This window comes from Kitasatospora sp. NPDC058965 (genome assembly GCF_042741245.1).
GTDB lineage: Bacteria > Actinomycetota > Actinomycetes > Streptomycetales > Streptomycetaceae > Kitasatospora.
Window position 1 is genome coordinate 1 of the sequence record NZ_JBHYKG010000191.1, and the last position, 16071, is coordinate 16071.

Here is a 16071-nt window from a genome sequence, read left to right on the forward strand (position 1 = left end):
CCGCCGGGCGCCCCCCCCGCGCGGGGGCCCCCCCCGGGGGGGCGCCCCCCCCGGCGGGGGCCCCCCCCCCGGCGGGGCCCGGGCCCCCCGCGGCCGGCGCCCCGGCCCCCCCGCCGCGGCTGCTCCGGCGGTTACGAGACCTCCTCGTACCGCCGCGTCTCGGAGACCACCCGCCGGCCGCGGTGCCCGCGCGGGTGCCGGGTCAGCGTGTACCCGCCGATGCCCGCCAGCGAGGCCAGCGCGGCGCCCGCCAGGGTCCAGCCCCAGCGGCTGTTCCAGCCCGAGAACAGGCCCGAGTACCAGTGCTCCGCGGCCTTCACCGGCGCCGCCACGCTCGCCCCGCCCGGGGAGGGGGCGGCCGTCGGCGAGGGGCTCGCCGAGGGCAGCGCGGTGGCACCCGGCGCCGCCGTGGCACCGGCGTTGACCGGCGGCACCAGCGCCGCCTTCAGGTCGCCGCCCTCCGGCTGCGCGTCGTCCGCCCCGCCGCTCGCGGCGACGTGCAGGCGCACCCGCGCGGCCAGGCCGAGGTCCTGCTGCGGCACGTCGGTGACCGAGAGCCGTGCGTAGTAGGTGCCCGGCAGCGGGTCGCCCGACCACGGCTCGGCCCAGGACCGGATCTGCCGCAGCGTGCAGCTCAGCGTCAGCGTGCTCGCGCCCTGGGCGGCGGTGCCGACCTGCGGCCCGGCCGTGCAGGCCTGCCGCCGGCGCAGCCCGTCGAACAGCTCGACCGTCCAGGTCTGCGGGCCGTGCCGGTCGGTGGCCGCGGGCGTGGTGACGTCCACCCGCACCGTGTCGGTCTGTCCGGCCGAGGCGGCGAACTCCCAGTAGAGGTAGTCACCGGTGGCCGCCGCCACGTCCGCGTCCTGCCCGGGCGCCAGCGTGGTGGCGGTCAGGAAGGACGTGCCGGCGTTGGCGACCGGCGCGGCCGACCCGGTGGCCGACGGCGAGGCCGCGGGCGACGGCGAGGAGGCCACCGCCACGGGCGCCACCGCCACGGACAGCACCGCGCCGAGCAGCGCGGCGCCGAGAATCCTGTGCGTCATCAGTTCTCCCGCCAGACCGAGATCCGCCAGCGTGCGATCCAGCCCCAGACCAGCCCGGTCAGCAGCCCCGCGCCGGTGAGCACCAGCAGCATGATCCAGCCGCGCCCCAGGCCCAGGGCCGGTCCGGCCGGGGCCGGCGAGGCGTTGGTGACGTCCACCGTCAGCTCCAGCGGCAGCCCGGGATCGGTCTGCACGCCCGCCTGTCCGGCGAAGGAGTTGCTGACCACCAGGCAGACCAGCCGCGGGTCCGTGCCGGCCGCGCCGGTGGTCCCGGTCGGGGACGCGGTGGCCGACGGCGCACCGGTCGCGGACCAGCGCAGGCCGGTGGAGGCCACGTCGGTGCGCCCGCTGCCCGCGTCGGTCCCGCGGACCAGCTCCTGCCCGTCGGCGTCGGTGGCGCGCAGCAGCACCCCGTAGTCCGGGGCCACCGCGCGGTCCGGAGTGACGCTGACCGAGGCGCGCAGCTCCTGGCCGTCGCGCACCGGCACCCGGTAGACCCGGTGCTCGGCGAACTTCTCCCGGTCCGCGTAGACGCCCGGGGTGAGCAGCGGGGCGGTGGCGCACTGGTCGCTGCCGGTGATGTTGGCCGGCGTCGCCCGGTAGCTCGTGTCGGAGCGGTTGACCAGCTGCTTCACCCGGTCGGTGAGCTGCTGCTGGGTGCGCACGTCGGTGTAGGTGCCGCCGGTGGCGTTGGCGATGCAGAGCAGCTGCTGGCGCACCTTGTCGTCGTGCGCCAGGCCGAGCGTGTCGACCACCAGGTGCATGCCCTGGGCGGCCAGCTCGCGGGCCACGTCGCACGGGTCGGGCGGGGCGCAGTCGTCCTCGCCGTCGGTGATCAGCACCACCCGGCGGGTGGCCTGACCGGTGCCCAGGTCCTGGGCGGCGCCGCGCAGCGCCAGACCGATCGGGGTCCAGCCGGTGGGCCGCAGGGTGGCCACCGCGGTCTTGGCCTCCACCTTGTCGGTGTGGCCGACCGGGTAGAGCACCTTGGTGTCCTTGCAGCCGTCCGTCTTGTCGCTGACCGGGTAGGTCGCGCCCAGCGTGCGGATGCCGAACTCCGCCTCCGGGGGCAGCGCGTCGATCACCTCGTCGATCGAGCGCTGGGCCACCGAGATGCGGCTCTTGCCCTCGATGTCGGCGATCCCCATGGAACCGCTGACGTCGAGGACCAGGTCCACCTTGGGGGCCTCGGGGGCGCCCGCCTCGGTGGGCGGGGCCGAACTGCTGGGGCTGGCCGAGGGGCTGGGGTCGGCCTGGGCCGGCAGCACGCCGAGCGTGCCGAACCCCACTGTCAGGAGGGCGGCCGCCAGTGCGGCCGACCTGCCCAACCGTCGTCGTCTGATGATCATCACGGGCCGCATCCTACGGAGCCTCAGTTCCGATCACCCAACGCGGCTCCTGGTACGAACGAGCCTTTGACCAGCGGTCAGTTCACCCGACCGTGACCCGCGCCCCGGTCGCGTCGGCCGACCGGACGGCGTCCAGCAGGCGGTGCAGCGCCAGGCCCGCACCGAAGTCCGGCACGCTCCGACCGCCGCTGCGCAGGTCCGCGGCCAGCCGGGCGTAGAGCTGGCCCACGTGGAACCCCTCCACCCCGGTGGCCGCCGGGTCCACCGCGAACAGCTCCCGGTCGAGCGGAAGTTCCACGAGATCCTCACCAAGTCGCCCGCCCAGCAGCCGCAGTCCGCCCATCTGGATGCCCGACGGGCCCGCCGGTCCGGTCGACTCCAGCACCAGCACGCCTGCCGACCCGGTCAGTTCCACCCTGGTGCCGGCGCCGGCCGGGCGAGCGTCCTGGACGTGCGCGGAGAGCGTCGCCCCGCCCGCCAGCGTGCCGCTGATCACCAGCTGGTCCGGGGTGGTCGCCTCGACCGTCGCCCCGGTCTCCGGCACCAGGTAGCGGTCCTGCCGGACCGCGAGGGTGGCGGCGAGGTGCTCGACCGGGCCGGCCAACTGCTGCACCGCGTCCAGCGTGTGACCGCCCGCCACCTCCAGCGTGCCGGCGCCGTACCAGCGGTCCAGGGTGTAGGCGGCCCACTGCGGCAGCCGCGCCCCGGCGCCCTTGGCCCGGCTGGCGTGCACGGTCACCGCGAGCAGGTCGCCCAGGTACCCGTCGGCCACCAGTGCGCGGGCCCGCAGCACGGCCGGCGCGTACCGGGCCTGCAGGCCCAGCGCGTGGTGCACGCCCGCCGCCTCGGCCGCCGCCGCGAGCCGGGCGGCCTCCTCGGTGGTCCGGCTCAGCGGCCACTCGCAGTAGACGTGCTTGCCGGCCGCCACGGCCGCCTGCACCAGCTCCAGGTGCGCGGGCACCTTGACGGTGACCACCACCAGGTCCACCTCCGGGTGCTCGGCCAGCGCCCGGGCGTCCGCGAAGGCGTGTTCGACGCCGAAGTGCTGCGCCGCCGCCCGCGCGCTCTCGATCCGGCTGGTGCCGACCGCGGTCAGCTCGTACTGCTCCGGCAGCGCCCGCAGGGCCGGGACGTGGGCCCGCTTGGCCCAGCCCAGCTCGGGATTGACGCCGATGATGCCCACCCGGATCCGCTTGCCCGCCATGGCCGTTCCCCTCCCCAGTCCAAACGGACAGCTCCTGTCCGCTTCTTCCGCCGACCCTAGCGAACCGGACAGAGTTGGTCCAGTTATTCCCACCACCCGGCTACACTCCTCCCTGTGAACAGGCCGAACACCGCCGTGGAGCTGCTGCTCGCCGACCCGACGGGCCGTCAACCCCGTGCCGACGCCCGACGCAACGTCGAGCGGCTGGTCGCCGCCGCCCGGGTGGCGATCGCGGAGGTGGGCGTGGACGCCTCGGCGCACGAGATCGCGGCCCGGGCCGGCGTCGGCATCGGAACCTTCTACCGCCGCATCCCGTCCCGGGAGGCCCTGCTGCTCGCGGTGATGGCCGAGCTGCTCGGCGAGATGGCCGCCGCCGCCGACCGGGCCCTCACCGACCCCGACCCGTGGCAGGGCCTGTGCGCCTTCGCCGCCCGCTACGTCGAGCTGCGCGCCGAGAGCACCGGGGTCGGCGAGGCCCTGGGCGGCGCCTGCGGCGAGGGGCTCGACCGGGAACTGGCCGAACTGCGCGAACGGTTCCGCCTGCTGGTCGAGCGGGCCCGGGCCGCGGGCCGGCTGCGGCCCGACCTCGCCTGGCAGGACGTCCCGTTCCTGCTCGCCTCGGTGGCCACCGGCTCGCACACCCTGGGCCTGCGCGCCGACCCGGACCAGTGGCGCCGCAACCTCACCCTGCTGCTCGACGGCCTGCGCACGCCGTCCCCCACTCCCCTCCCGGGCGAACCGCCGTCCGCACCCGCCCCCACCCCGAGCGGTCCGCCGGACCCCTCCTGACGCCGCCCCGGACGGGTCGCCGAACGCACCCGACCCGCTCCCCGGCGACCCGCCGGCCGCCCCCGCCGCCGCGGACACGCCGCGGGGCGGGCCCGGAACCGGACCCGCCCCGCGCTCGGACCGACCGTCAGCCGCCCTGCTGGGCCAGCGCCAGGATGTCGTCGTAGCCCATGCCCAGCTGGTTCATCGCGCGCAGCCGCTCGGCCGGCTGGCCGGTCTTCTGCACCAGCTCCTTGACCTGGGCATCGGTCAGCGGGGCGGCCTTCGGCAGGTCCCCGCCGCCCGCGGCACCGGCACCGGCGTCGGCCGCGCCGGGACCGCCGCCGAAGCCGAGCAGCAGGCTGCCGACCGCCTTCTGCAGGTCCTGCCCGGTCAGCTTGGTGGACTTGTCCGGTGCCTGGACCGCGGGCGCGCTGCGGTCGAAGGTCAGCCGCAGCGGCACGTGCACGTCGGCCGGAACCTTCTGGTCGAGCTGGGCCAGGTCGACGGTGGCCGTGCTCAGCACGCCGCCGCGGATCGACAGGTCGGCCACCACGTTCTTGTCCAGCACGTCGGCCGGCAGCTCGGCCGGGAAGTCCTCGCCGCCCGGCAGCTTCTTGGCGAACGGCTTGACCGCGTTCAGCAGGTCGCCCGCCAGCTTCTTGAAGGGCGCCGAGACCTGCACCTTCTCCGCGCCGTCCGCCGTGCCCTTGGCCTCGAAGGCCAGGTCGCCGACCAGCGCGCCGCGCACCGCGTCCACCAGCTCGGTGACGTCCTGCGCGCCCACCGAGGGCCGGCCCGACGGCTGGGCCGACGGGGCCCCGCCGGACGGCGCCGACCCGGACGGCGCGCCGTCCTGCAGCGCGGTCACGGCCGCGGCGTCCAGGGCGACCCAGCCCCCGGTCAACGCGTCGTGCAGCGGGCCCAGTTCGGCGGCCGCCCGGTCGATCTCGGCGCGGGCCCCGGCCGGGTCCTCGCCACCCAGCTTGGCCAGCACCGCGACGTCGGTGCGCAGGTAGAGGGTCTTGCCCGTCATCCGCACCTCGGCCGCCGGGGCACCGGTGCGGTCGGCGAGCAGGTAGTCCACCGCGAGCTGGTCCGCGCCCTGGGCCGGGAGGCCCGAGGCGGAGCCCGTGACGTCCTTGAGCGGCTTGTCGGCGTGCACGGTGATCGACAGGCTGGCGCCGGCCAGGCCCTCCGCGCCCTTCTGCTCCGCCGCGTCCCCCGTCGCCCGGGCGAAGGCGACCAGCTGCTCGGGCGTGGCGTCGAGGGTCAGTTTGACGCTGAGGTCCTTGCCCTCGCCGAGCCTGTCCAGGGCGCTGCTGACCTTCTGAGCCGCGGTCAGCTCCTTGACGGTCCCGCAGGCCGCCACGCCGGCGGTCATCAGGGCGGCGCCCGCGGTGGCGGCCACGGTCAGGCGGGCGGCGCGGGCTATGGCGATGTTGATGGTCGTACTCCTGTGTGCGAGCGGGCCCCTGAGGGTCTCTTTACCTTCTCTTGGGAAAAGGTGAGGACAAAATAGCCCAGGGCCGCAGCGCACGGGCCGTCAGGGTGCCGATCGGTGAAGACTCATACAGGATCGTGACCTTTGCGCACCCCGCGCACCAGCACCCCGCGCAGCCGCGCGGTGCGCTCGCGCCAGCGCGCACCCTCGCCGGAGTCGTCCCAGAGCTCGACCAGTTCCGAGTCCGGACCGAGCACCCGGTCCAGCGCGCGCAGCGCCAGTCCGGTCCAGCGCGCGTCCAACCCCGGGATCGGCCGCTTCGGACCGTGCGAGGGGTCCACCGGCTCGCCGCCCGGGCACTGCGCGGCGACCAGTGCGGCGGCGGCGACCGCCACCTCGCCCTCCTTCCCGGCCAGGTAGCCGCCGGCCGCCAGCGCGCCCTCCAGTACCGCCACCACCCTCGGCGCCCGCTCCTCGGGCGCGGCCTCGTCCAGCTCGCCGGCGAAATCGGCGGCGGGGTCGTTGTCGAAGGGGCCGAAGTCCCAGGTCCCCATGGCCACCCTCCTCGATCGAGTGTTTGTTCGAATTGCTGTCTCCCATGGTCTCACTCCGCACCGACGGGGACACCCCGACCGCGCCGATTCACCCGGTCGGTGGACCGGAAAATTGGCTGGACGGGGCTGACAGGATGGCGGCATGAGCTTCGCGTTGGTGGGTCCGGTCCTGGAGGGGCGCCTGGTGCGCCTGGAGCCGCTGGGTCACCAGCACGTGGCGGACCTGGCGGTGGCCGCCGAGCAGGACCGGGTCGCCTACGACTACACCTGGGTGCCGCGCGGCGACGAGGTCGCGGCGTACGTCGACTCCCAGCTCGCCCGCGCCGCGACCGGCACGGTCGCGCCGTACGCCCAGGTCTCGCGGGCCACCGGCCGGGCGGTCGGGGCCACCGCCTACCTGGACCCGCGGATCCTGCCGGACGACGGGCGGCTGTTCGCCGTGGAGGTCGGCTTCACCTGGCTGGCCGGCACCGCCCAGGGCACCGGCGTCAACGCGGAGGCCAAGTACCTGCTCTTCCGCCACGCGTTCGAGGAGTGGGGCGTGGGGCGGCTCGACCTGAAGACCGACGCCCGCAACGCCCGTTCCCGGGCCGCCATCGCCTCGGTCGGCGCCCGGTTCGAGGGCGTGCTGCGCAACTGGTCGCGGTCCTGGGCCCCGGGCGAGGCCGGCCGGCTGCGCGACTCGGCGGTCTTCTCCGTCACCGCCGAGGAGTGGCCCGACTGCCGGGCCCGGCTGGAGACCCGGATGGCGAAGTACCGCTAGCTGCTGCCGGGGCAGCGCTGCCGGCCCGGCCCCGCGGCGCCGCTACCGGTGCCGCCGCGGCGCGTGCGGCGGCACCTCGCCCAGCACCTCGAACCGCATCCCGGCCGCCCGCAGCCGCTCGACCAGCGCGTCGCCCATCGCCACGGCGGGGGTCACCTGGCCGGCCACCCGCGGCAGTTCGTCGTAGGCCAGGCAGAGCGCCGACTCGGCCAGCATCTTCGCCGTCTCGGTGTACCCCGGGTCCCCGCCGGAGACCTCGGTGACCACCTGGGCCGCCGCGGTCCGGGCCACGAACCGCACGGTGAACCAGGACGCGGCCCGCCGCTCGGCGCTCGGCCCCTCGCCCGGGCCGTGCAGCCGCTCCAGCGCCCGGCGCAGCGGCGGCACCTGGGCCGCCAGCACCAGCAGCCCCAGCCCGAGCACCCCGCCCACCGCCACCGGCAGCCGCTTCACCGCCGCGTAGTGCGCGTAGCCGAACTGCCGGCCGTAGCCGGGCAGCGCGGCGGCCGAACGGCCCACCACCTGCGGGTCGATGGTCGGCAGCGGCAGCGCCCAGGCCCGGGCCTCGGCCGACCGGTGCGGCCCGCGCGGCGTGGTGCGGATCCGCCGCCCGGCCGGGCGGGCCTCGGCCGCCCGGCGCTCCCGGTTCGCCTGCGCGGCGGCCCGCGGCCGGCCGAAGGCGGTCAGCGCGGAGGCGAAGGTGCCGCCCGAGAAGGTGCCGCCGGCCCGCACGTACCCGTTCACCGAAACCGCCGACTCCTCGGCCTCCGGCGGGAGCTGACGGACCGTGAAGAGCACGCCCAGATCGTGCGGGATCGAGTCGAAGCCGCAGCTGTGCACCAGCCGGGCCCCGCTGGCCTGCGCCCGCTCGTGGTGCAGCAGGTACATCCGGTCCACGAACTCCGGCTCACCGGTGAGGTCCAGGTAGTCGGTGCCGGCGTCCGCGCAGGCGGCGACCAGCGGCTCTCCGTAGCGCTGGTACGGTCCGACGGTGGAGACCACCACCCGGGCGGCCTCGGCCACCTTGCGCAGCGCGGCCCGGTCGGTGGCGTCCGCCAGCAGGACCGCCGGCTCCACCAGCCCGGGGTGCCCGGCCAGCAGTTCGCGCCGCACCTCGGCCAGCTTCTGCTCGTTGCGGCCGGCCAGCGCCCAGCGGCAGCCGGCCGGCACCGCGCCGGCGAGGTACTGCGCGGTGAGCCGGCCGGTGAAGCCGGTCGCACCGAAGAGCACGAGGTCGTACGGGCGGTCGCCGTCCATCAGGAGATCCCTACTAGCCGGTAATGCGGTGCGCCCACGCTAGGGACCGCACCTGCGGGTGTCAACGCCCCGCGCCGCACCCGCCCCGGGCCCGGGTCAACACTCCGTCAAATCTGCCAACTGTGCCTCCCTGGGACCTTGCTGGGAATTTCCTGATGCTGTTTGATGAGCACCGGTCAAACGATCCCCGGAAGCAGCCCCCCGGCACCCCCGCACCCGCCGGCCCTCGGCACACCGGGCGTGCGACCACTCGCGCCTGCCCGCGCCGGTACCGCGGCGCGGCACGCACCGGCGCCCCCGCACGCCGGCACCGCCCGGTTCCGAGGACCTCGGCCGGACCGCGCCCGGCGGCACCAGCCCTGCTGACCCCCCACACCCCTCCAAGGAGCTCGGCATGCGCTCACCGCGCACGAACGTCACCCCCACCGCCCGGCGGCTGCGCCGCACCGCCGCCGTCGCCGCCCTCGCCCTGGCGGGCCTGGTCGCCCCGGCCACCACCAGCACCGCGGCCCCGGCGAGCGGCGTCCACCTGGTCCGCACCCACGGGCAGGTGATGACGGTGCAGACCCACGGCCGGCACGGCGTGGTCCCGCTCAAGGGCGCCGCGGCCCGCCGCGCCCCGCGCCCGGCCGACTCCGGCACGCTGGTCTACGGCGGCGGACCGGTCCAGCACCAGGTCACCGTCTACCTGGTGTTCTGGGGCAATCAGTGGGACAGCGACGGCAACGGCGTCCAGCAGTACGAGACCGACCTGTTCAACGGGCTGGGCACCGCGCAGGACAGCTGGTCCACCGTCACCTCGCAGTACACCGACAGCAGCGGCGCCGGTCCGACCTTCAACGGCGCGGTGCTCGGCGGCACCTGGGTGGACGACGCCCAGGCGGCGCCCGCCGCCGCCGCGCAGGCCGACATCGCCGCCGAGGCGAATGTCGGCGCCCAGCACTTCGGGGTGGCCGGCAACGACGTGCAGATCGTGGTGATGAGCCCGAGCGGCACCTCGCCCGACGGCTTCCCGAACAGCGGCTTCTGCGCCTGGCACGACTTCAACGGCACCGTGCCCTACACCAACATGCCGTACGTGCTGGACGCCGGCAGCGGCTGCGGCGCCAACCAGGTGGCGGGCCAGCTCGACGGCTTCAGCATCGTCGAGGGCCACGAGTACGCGGAGACGCTCACCGACCCGCAGCCCTCCAGCGGCTGGGTGGCCTCCGACGGCCAGGAGAACGGCGACCTGTGCGCCTGGCAGAACCTGGCCGCCGTCTCGCTGCCCACCGGCTCGTTCGCGATGCAGCCCACCTGGAGCAACGCCGCCGGCGGCTGCGCGATGAGTTCCTGACGCACCACCACCGTTCCCGTCCCGGGCCGCCGCCGACCCGGGACGGGGCCGGGTGTGCTACGCCTGCCGGGTCCAGGCCAGCAGCTCGGCCAGCGGCCAGGTGGTGACGATCCGCTCCGCCGGGATCCCGGCCTCCGCCGCCCGGGCGCAGCCGTAGTCCTGCCAGCAGAGCTGGCCGGGCGCGTGCGCATCGGTGTCGAGCGAGAACAGGCAGCCGGCGGCCCCGGCCAGGCGGAGCAGGCGCATCGGCGGGTCCAGCCGCTCCGGGCGGGAGTTGATCTCGACGGCGGTGCGGTGCTCGACGCAGGCCGCGAACACCTCGGCCGCGTCGAAGGCCGACTCCGGCCGCTCCTTCTCCCCGTGCAACCGGCCGGTGCAGTGCCCCAGCACGTCCACCAGCGGGTTGCTCACCGCCGCGATCATCCGCCGGGTCATCGGACCGGCCGCCATCCGCAGCTTGGAGTGGACCGAGGCCACCACCACGTCCAACTCGGCCAGCAGCTCGTCCTCCTGGTCCAGCGAGCCGTCGTCCAGGATGTCGCACTCGATGCCGGTCAGCAGCCGGAACGGCGCCAGCTCCCGGTTCAACTGCGCGACCACCTCCAGCTGCCGGCGCAGCCGGTCGGCGGTCAGGCCCCGGGCCACCGTCAACCGGGGCGAGTGGTCCGTCAACACCGCCCACTCGTGCCCCAACTCCCGTGCCGTGCGGGCCATCAGCTCGATCGGGCTGCCGCCGTCCGACCAGTCGGAGTGCAGGTGGCAGTCCCCGCGCAGCGCCGTCCGCAGCGCGGCCGCCGCCGGGGTGAGCGCGGGCAGCACCCCGTCCGCCCGTTCCTCCAGCTCCGCCAGGTACCCGGGCGTCCGCCCCTGCTGCGCGTCGCCGATCACCGCGGCCGTCTTCGGCCCGATCCCGGGCAGCGCCGCCAATCCGGCCGCGGTGCGCGGCAGTTCCTCCCCCGCACGGTCGCGCAGCGTCCCGGCCGCGGTGCGGAAGGCCTGCACCCGGTACGGGGAGGCCTGCTCGCGCTCCAGCAGGAAGGCGATCCGCTCCAGCGCCGTGATCGGATCCATGCCCCCATGATGGTCGGGCCGCCCCGCGCGTCGCGGCAGACTCGCCGGGACCCGCCCCTCCGGGCTGGCACCATGCCAGGCATGCCCGATCCCACGGCGACGGTGACCGAAGTGCAGGGCCGCCGGCTCCGGCTGACCCACCTGGACCGCGAGCTCTACCCCGGCTCCGGGTTCACCAAGGCCGCCCTGCTGCGCTACTACACGCTGGTCGCCCCCGCGATGCTGCCGCAGCTGGCCGGCCGGCCCGCCAGCTTCCTGCGGCTGCCCGAGGGCGTGACCGGCCAGCGGTTCTGGGCCAAGCGGGTGCCGCCCGGTGCCCCGGACTGGGTGCCCGAACTCTCGGTGACGCACCGCCGGGAGAGCCTGCGCCAGGTGGTGGTGGCCGACCTGCCGACCCTGCTGTGGGCCGCCAACCTCGGCTGCTTGGAGTTCCACACCCCGCAGTGGCGCGACGACCCGGCCCGGCACGACCGGCTGATCGTCGACCTCGACCCGGGCGAGGGCACCGGCGTGGTGGAGTGCTGCGCGGTGGCGCTGGTGGCCCGCGAACTGCTGGCCGCCGACGGGCTGACCGCCTGGCCCAAGACCACCGGCAGCAAGGGCCTGCACCTGTCCGTCGCACTGCCGGCCACCCCGGCCGAGGAGGTCGCCGGCTACGCCCGCGAGCTGGCCGCCCGGCTGCGCCGGGCGCTGCCCGAGCTGGTGGTGGACCGGATGGCCAAGCAGCTGCGGGCGGGCCGGGTCTTCGTGGACTGGTCGCAGAACAACAGCGCCAAGAACACCGTCGCCGCCTACTCGCTGCGGGCCGCGGCCGCGCCCAGCGCCGCCGCCCCGATCGGCTGGGCGGAGCTCGCCGCCTGCCGGGCACCCGCCGACCTCGCCTTCACCCCCGACCAGGTCGCGGCGCGGCTGGCCGCGGACGGCGACCCGCACGCCGGCCTGCCCGCCTCGGCCGCGCCACTACCTGACTGACGCTGCGTCAGGAGACCGCGCGCAGCGGCCGCTTGCCCTTCCGCTTGGGCTCCGCCGCCCGGCCCTGCAGTGCGGCCAGCAGCTGGTCCCGGGTCATCGAGGAGCGACCGGGCAGCTCGCGCTCGGTGGCCAGCTTGTAGAGCTCGGCCTTGCTCAGCCCGGTGAGGTCCTCGGCCGGCCCGCCGTCCTCGGCCGGCCCGGGCTCCGCGGCCCGCCCGTCCGTCCCGCCGGCGCCCGCCTGCGCCAGACTGCGCTCCAGCACCGCCATCAGGTCCACCACGTTGGTGGACTCCGGGGCCGGCGCGGCCGTGACCACGTCCTCGCCGGCCAGCTTCGCCTCGACCAGCTCGCGCACTTGGGCGGTGTAGGTGTCGTGGTACCGCTGCGGGTCCCACTCCTCGCTCAGCGCCTCGATCAGCTGGCGGGCCACCGCGAGCTCCTTCTCGGTCGGCTCCACCGCCGGCTCGGGCAGGTTGTCCAGTTCCCGGTGCGGGTCCCGGACCTCGTCCGCGTAGTGCATGGTCTGCAGCACCAGCACGTCGCCCTCCACCCGGACGGCCGCCAGGTACTGCTTGCCGCGCATCACGAAGGTGGCCAGCCCGGCCCGGTTGGTGTCCGCGAGCGCGCGGTGCAGCAGGCCGTAGACCTTGCCGTACTCCTTGCCGCGCGGGCCCAGGTAGTAGGTCTTGTCGAAGAAGATCGGGTCCACCTGGGTGAGGTCCACGAAGCCGCTGATCTCGATCGACTTGGACCGTCCGGGTGAGATCCGCTCCAGCTCGGCCGGCTCGACCACCACGTACTCGCCCTCGGCCAGCTCGAAGCCCTTGACGATGTCGCGGTACTCGACCTCCTCGCCGGTGCGCTCGTTGACCCGCTGGTTGCGCACCCGGTCCGAGGTGCCGCGCTGCAGCTGCCGGAAGTGCACCGCGTGGTCCTCGGTCGCCGAGTAGAGCCCCACCGGCACCGCCACCAGGCCGAAACTCAGCGTGCCGGTCCAGATCGGTCTGGCCATCGCCGCGCACCTCCTCAGGGCCCCCGGACTCCCATCCTGCGCCGACGCCCGACGGCCCGGCCACCCGGTGCGGACCGGGCCGCCCGCACCCGGTAGACCTGTGCCCATGACCGCCGCTGCGACCCCGCACCCCGTCTCGGCCCTCGGCCCGTACTTCGCGCTCCGGCTCGGGTCCGTCCCGCCGCCCGACCACCGCCCGCTGGACGCGCTGTTCACCGACGGGATCGCGGTCCGGGTGCGCGAGGTGGCCGAGCGGCTGCGCACCACCGAGCCGCGGGTGGCCGCCTCGGTCGTGCAGCTCGGACTGGCGGCCCGGTTCTGGTCGGTCACCCTGGGCTCGCTCGCCGTGACCGGGGAGATCCCCGAGCTCGACCGGGTCCACTGGCACCAGCCGCCGGACGGTCCGCTCGACCTCTGGCTCCCGACCGGTGCCGGGACCACGACCGACCCGTGCGCCGTGCTGACCACCGTCCTCGCGCCGCTCGACGCCGCGGTGCGGGCCGCCACCCCGGTGGCCGAGCGCCTGCTCCGCGGCAACGCCGCCTCGGCCCTGGTCGGCACCCTGCGCGTGATGCACGGTCAGCTCGCCGCCACCGCGCCCGCCGCCTACCGCGCCGCCGAACAGGCCGCCCGCACCCTGCTCGCGCACCCCCGTCTCGCCGGCACCCTCACCCCCGACGGCCCCCGCCTGCGCCGCACCACCTGCTGCCTCTACTACCGCCTCCCGGCGGGCGGCCTCTGCGGCGACTGCGTCTTCGACACGGCGCCGGCAGGCCCTGGGCTCGCCGGGTGACTCCCGTGCGCCGCGTCGTCTCCCTGGTCCCCTCGCTCACCGAGGCGGTGGCCGCCACCGCCCCCGGGGTGCTGGTCGGCGCCACCGACTGGTGCAGCCACCCGGCGGGGCTCGCGGTCCCGCGGATCGGGGGGACCAAGAACCCCGATCCGGCGGCCGTGCGGGCGCTGGCACCCGACCTGGTGATCGCCAACGAGGAGGAGAACCGCGCGGTGGACCTGGCGGCGCTGCGGGCGGCCGGCCTGCGGGTGCACGTGACCGAGGTCCGCACGCTGGACCAGGCCTTCGCGGAGCTGGACCACCTGCTGGTCGCGGTCTGCGGGCTGGCGCGGCCCCGCTGGCTGGACGAGGCGGTGGCGGCCTGGGCGGAGCTCCCGGCGCCGGCCGGGCGCCGCACGGCGGTGGTCCCGATCTGGCGGCGGCCGTGGATGGTGCTGGGCCGCGACACCTTCGCGGGGGACCTGCTGCGGCGCCTCGGCGTGGACCACCAGCAGGCGGCGCACCCGGAGCGGTACCCGGCGATCCCGCTGCCGGAGCTGCGGGCGGCGGGGCCGGAGCTGGTGGTGCTGCCGGACGAGCCGTACCGGTTCACCGCCGAGGACGGACCGGAGGCCTTCCCCGGCACCCCGGTGGCGCTGCTGAGCGGGCGTCACCTCACCTGGTACGGGCCGTCCTTGGTGACGGCCCCGCAGGTCCTGGCCGCGCAGCTGGCGGCGGCCCGGCCGTACCCGTGAGCCGTGCTCACCCCTCGGCCAGCCGCCGGACCCGCTCCGCGTCGCCGGTCCGCGGGCAGGTCAGGCAGGCCGGTGTCGCCGGTCCGATCGCGTAGTACAGGCAGCAGCTCACCCGGGTCCGGGTGAGCTCCGGGCGCCCGTCCACCTCCAGGCACCGGAAGTCGGCCGAGCCGACCATGGGGGCGAGCCCGCCGAGCTCGGCGGCCCGGCGCACCGCGTGCTCCTCCCGGCCGAGCATCCGGCCCAGGTGCCAGACGCCGGAGATCAGATCGTCCGTCACCATCCCCCACAGCGCCCGCTCCCCGCGCCGCAGCACCGGCCGGAAGGCCGCCAGCACGCCCTGCGCGTGGTCCGCCACCGCCGCCCGCACCCGCCCCGCGTCGCCGTGCTCGGCCGGGCCCCCGACCCGCACCGCCAGCTCGCCGGTCGCGGGCTCCAGCCACACCGCCGCCGCGGGCAAATCCGGTACCAGGCCGGCCAGGTACCACGGCCCGCCGACCAGCAGGCCGACCGACCAGAGGTAGTGGTGCAGCAGCCGCGACCCCGCCACCCGCGCCGGCACCGCGCGCCCGTGCCGCTCCCGGATCCGCGCCGCCTCCCCCGCGACCAGCTCGTCGACCGAGTCCGCGAAGCGCGCCGCGGGCACCCACCCGGCACCGGGCCGACCCTCGGTCAGCACCCGCACCTGCCAGGCCGGACAGGCCCCGGCCATCCGCCGGTAGAGCCCGGTCACCTCGTTCATCGTTCCCGCCATCCGCTTGTTACTTAGGTGAGCCTCACCTTAGCTTGGCGACGCACCGTCACCATCCCGGGCGACTTGACGAACTTAGGTTTGCCTAACCTAATATCGATCACGTGCTGAGAACCGACCTCCCGGCCGCCACGGCCCCGGCGGCGCAGCGACCCCGTGCCGCCCGACCGACCCTGCTGTTCGGTCTGGGCCTGGGCGTCCTGCTGCTCTGCCTGACCCTGAGCCTCGCCCTGGGATCACGCTCGATCCCGCTCGCCACCGTGCTGGACGCACTGACCGGGCACCGCACCACCGGCCCCGACGCCCGGGTGGTGACGGGGCTTCGGCTGCCGCGCACCGTCCTGGGCCTGGTGGTCGGCGCGGCGCTGGCGGTGGCCGGTGCGGTGGCCCAGGGGGCGACCCGCAATCCGCTGGCCGCACCGACCACGCTCGGGGTCAACGCCGGCGCGAGCTTCGCGGTGGTCACGGCGATCTACGCCCTGCACCTGACCCGGCCGGTGGAGTACCTCTGGTTCGCGGTGGCGGGTGCGGCGCTGGCCGGGCTCGCGGCGCAGCTGATGGCGCGCCGGGCCGGTGAGCTCGATCCGACCCGGCTCGCCCTCGGCGGCACCGTGCTGGCGGCGGTGCTCACCTCGTGGACCTCGGCGGTGATGCTGGCCAGCCGGCGCACGCTGGACGAGGCCCGGTTCTGGCTGGCCGGGTCGCTGGAGGCGCGCGGGTTCGAGGTGCTGCTGCCGGTGCTGCCGCTGATCGGGACCGGCCTGCTGCTCGCCTTCGCCGTGGCGCCCGCGCTCAACGCGCTGTCGCTCGGCGACCGGAGCGCCCGGTCGCTCGGCGTACCGGTGAGCCGGATCCGCGCCGCCGCCGGCCTCTCCGTGGTCCTGCTGGCCGCGGGTGCGGTGGCGGCGGCCGGCCCGATCGCCTTCGTCGGGCTGGCCGCGCCGCACCTGGTGCGGCTGCTGCTCGGCCGCGACCACCGGCTGCTGCTGCCCGGCTGCCTGGTCGTCGGTCCGGTGCTGC

At 76.0% G+C, this 16071-nt stretch carries 16 protein-coding genes; 7 read left to right on the forward strand and 9 right to left on the reverse strand.

All coding sequences use genetic code 11. The features are described from left to right. Positions 1-131 precede the first annotated feature (131 nt). From ACFW1A_RS26740 to ACFW1A_RS26750, 3 genes are all read right to left on the reverse strand, one after another. Entirely contained in the window at positions 132-1043 is a 912-nt protein-coding gene (locus ACFW1A_RS26740) for a peptidase (RefSeq protein WP_380412785.1), read from the reverse strand. Next, positions 1043-2392, reverse strand: coding sequence for a VWA domain-containing protein (locus ACFW1A_RS26745; RefSeq protein ID WP_380412815.1), 1350 nt, complete (start codon positions 2390-2392; stop codon positions 1043-1045). The genes ACFW1A_RS26740 and ACFW1A_RS26745 overlap by 1 nt, the downstream gene beginning before the upstream one ends. Before the next feature lie 82 nt (positions 2393-2474). Then, positions 2475-3596 carry a Gfo/Idh/MocA family protein gene (locus tag ACFW1A_RS26750; protein WP_380412789.1) on the reverse strand — a complete coding sequence of 374 codons (1122 nt, stop codon included), beginning with the start codon at positions 3594-3596 and terminating at the stop codon, positions 2475-2477. Positions 3597-3710: 114 nt separating this feature from the next. Between ACFW1A_RS26750 and ACFW1A_RS26755 the strand changes: the two genes are divergently transcribed. Beyond that, positions 3711-4385 carry a TetR/AcrR family transcriptional regulator gene (locus ACFW1A_RS26755; protein WP_380412791.1) on the forward strand — a complete coding sequence of 225 codons (675 nt, stop codon included), beginning with the start codon at positions 3711-3713 and terminating at the stop codon, positions 4383-4385. 127 nt (positions 4386-4512) lie between these two features. On the opposite strand, the gene ACFW1A_RS26760 is transcribed toward ACFW1A_RS26755, so the two are convergent. Then, entirely contained in the window at positions 4513-5775 is a 1263-nt protein-coding gene (locus ACFW1A_RS26760) for a hypothetical protein (protein WP_380412793.1), read from the reverse strand. A 158-nt stretch (positions 5776-5933) separates the two neighbouring features. Further along, positions 5934-6362, reverse strand: coding sequence for a DUF4259 domain-containing protein (locus ACFW1A_RS26765; RefSeq protein ID WP_380412795.1), 429 nt, complete (start codon positions 6360-6362; stop codon positions 5934-5936). Positions 6363-6504: 142 nt separating this feature from the next. Here ACFW1A_RS26765 and ACFW1A_RS26770 point away from each other — a divergent pair, with 142 nt between their 5' ends. Continuing rightward, a complete protein-coding gene (locus tag ACFW1A_RS26770) occupies positions 6505-7125 on the forward strand; it encodes a GNAT family N-acetyltransferase (protein WP_380412797.1) in 621 nt (206 codons plus the stop codon). 42 nt (positions 7126-7167) lie between these two features. Here ACFW1A_RS26770 and ACFW1A_RS26775 read toward each other — a convergent pair whose 3' ends face one another. Next, positions 7168-8382, reverse strand: a complete 1215-nt coding sequence (locus ACFW1A_RS26775; protein WP_380412799.1) for a saccharopine dehydrogenase family protein — start codon at positions 8380-8382, stop codon at positions 7168-7170. A 394-nt stretch (positions 8383-8776) separates the two neighbouring features. On the opposite strand from ACFW1A_RS26775, the gene ACFW1A_RS26780 reads away from it, so the two are divergent. Then, positions 8777-9718, forward strand: a complete 942-nt coding sequence (locus ACFW1A_RS26780; protein ID WP_380412801.1) for a hypothetical protein — start codon at positions 8777-8779, stop codon at positions 9716-9718. Between the two features lie 57 nt (positions 9719-9775). Here ACFW1A_RS26780 and ACFW1A_RS26785 read toward each other — a convergent pair whose 3' ends face one another. Further along, a complete protein-coding gene (locus ACFW1A_RS26785; protein ID WP_380412803.1) occupies positions 9776-10789 on the reverse strand; it encodes a PHP domain-containing protein in 1014 nt (337 codons plus the stop codon). Positions 10790-10870: 81 nt separating this feature from the next. Between ACFW1A_RS26785 and ligD the strand changes: the two genes are divergently transcribed. After that, complete coding sequence (ligD, locus tag ACFW1A_RS26790; RefSeq protein WP_380412805.1) at positions 10871-11761, forward strand: non-homologous end-joining DNA ligase; 891 nt, start codon at positions 10871-10873, stop codon at positions 11759-11761. Positions 11762-11768: 7 nt separating this feature from the next. Here ligD and ACFW1A_RS26795 read toward each other — a convergent pair whose 3' ends face one another. Next, positions 11769-12773, reverse strand: a complete 1005-nt coding sequence (locus ACFW1A_RS26795; protein ID WP_380412807.1) for a Ku protein — start codon at positions 12771-12773, stop codon at positions 11769-11771. A gap of 106 nt (positions 12774-12879) precedes the next feature. Between ACFW1A_RS26795 and ACFW1A_RS26800 the strand changes: the two genes are divergently transcribed. Continuing rightward, on the forward strand, positions 12880-13566 hold the full coding sequence (locus tag ACFW1A_RS26800; protein WP_380412809.1) for a (2Fe-2S)-binding protein: 687 nt from the start codon (positions 12880-12882) through the stop codon (positions 13564-13566). Between the two features lie 5 nt (positions 13567-13571). After that, positions 13572-14300, forward strand: coding sequence for a helical backbone metal receptor (locus tag ACFW1A_RS26805; protein ID WP_380412811.1), 729 nt, complete (start codon positions 13572-13574; stop codon positions 14298-14300). A 7-nt stretch (positions 14301-14307) separates the two neighbouring features. Here ACFW1A_RS26805 and ACFW1A_RS26810 read toward each other — a convergent pair whose 3' ends face one another. Continuing rightward, positions 14308-15054, reverse strand: a complete 747-nt coding sequence (locus ACFW1A_RS26810; protein WP_380412813.1) for a (2Fe-2S)-binding protein — start codon at positions 15052-15054, stop codon at positions 14308-14310. 170 nt (positions 15055-15224) lie between these two features. Here ACFW1A_RS26810 and ACFW1A_RS26815 point away from each other — a divergent pair. Further along, a partial coding sequence (locus ACFW1A_RS26815) for a FecCD family ABC transporter permease (protein WP_380412817.1) occupies positions 15225-16071 on the forward strand: 847 nt, incomplete at its 3' end.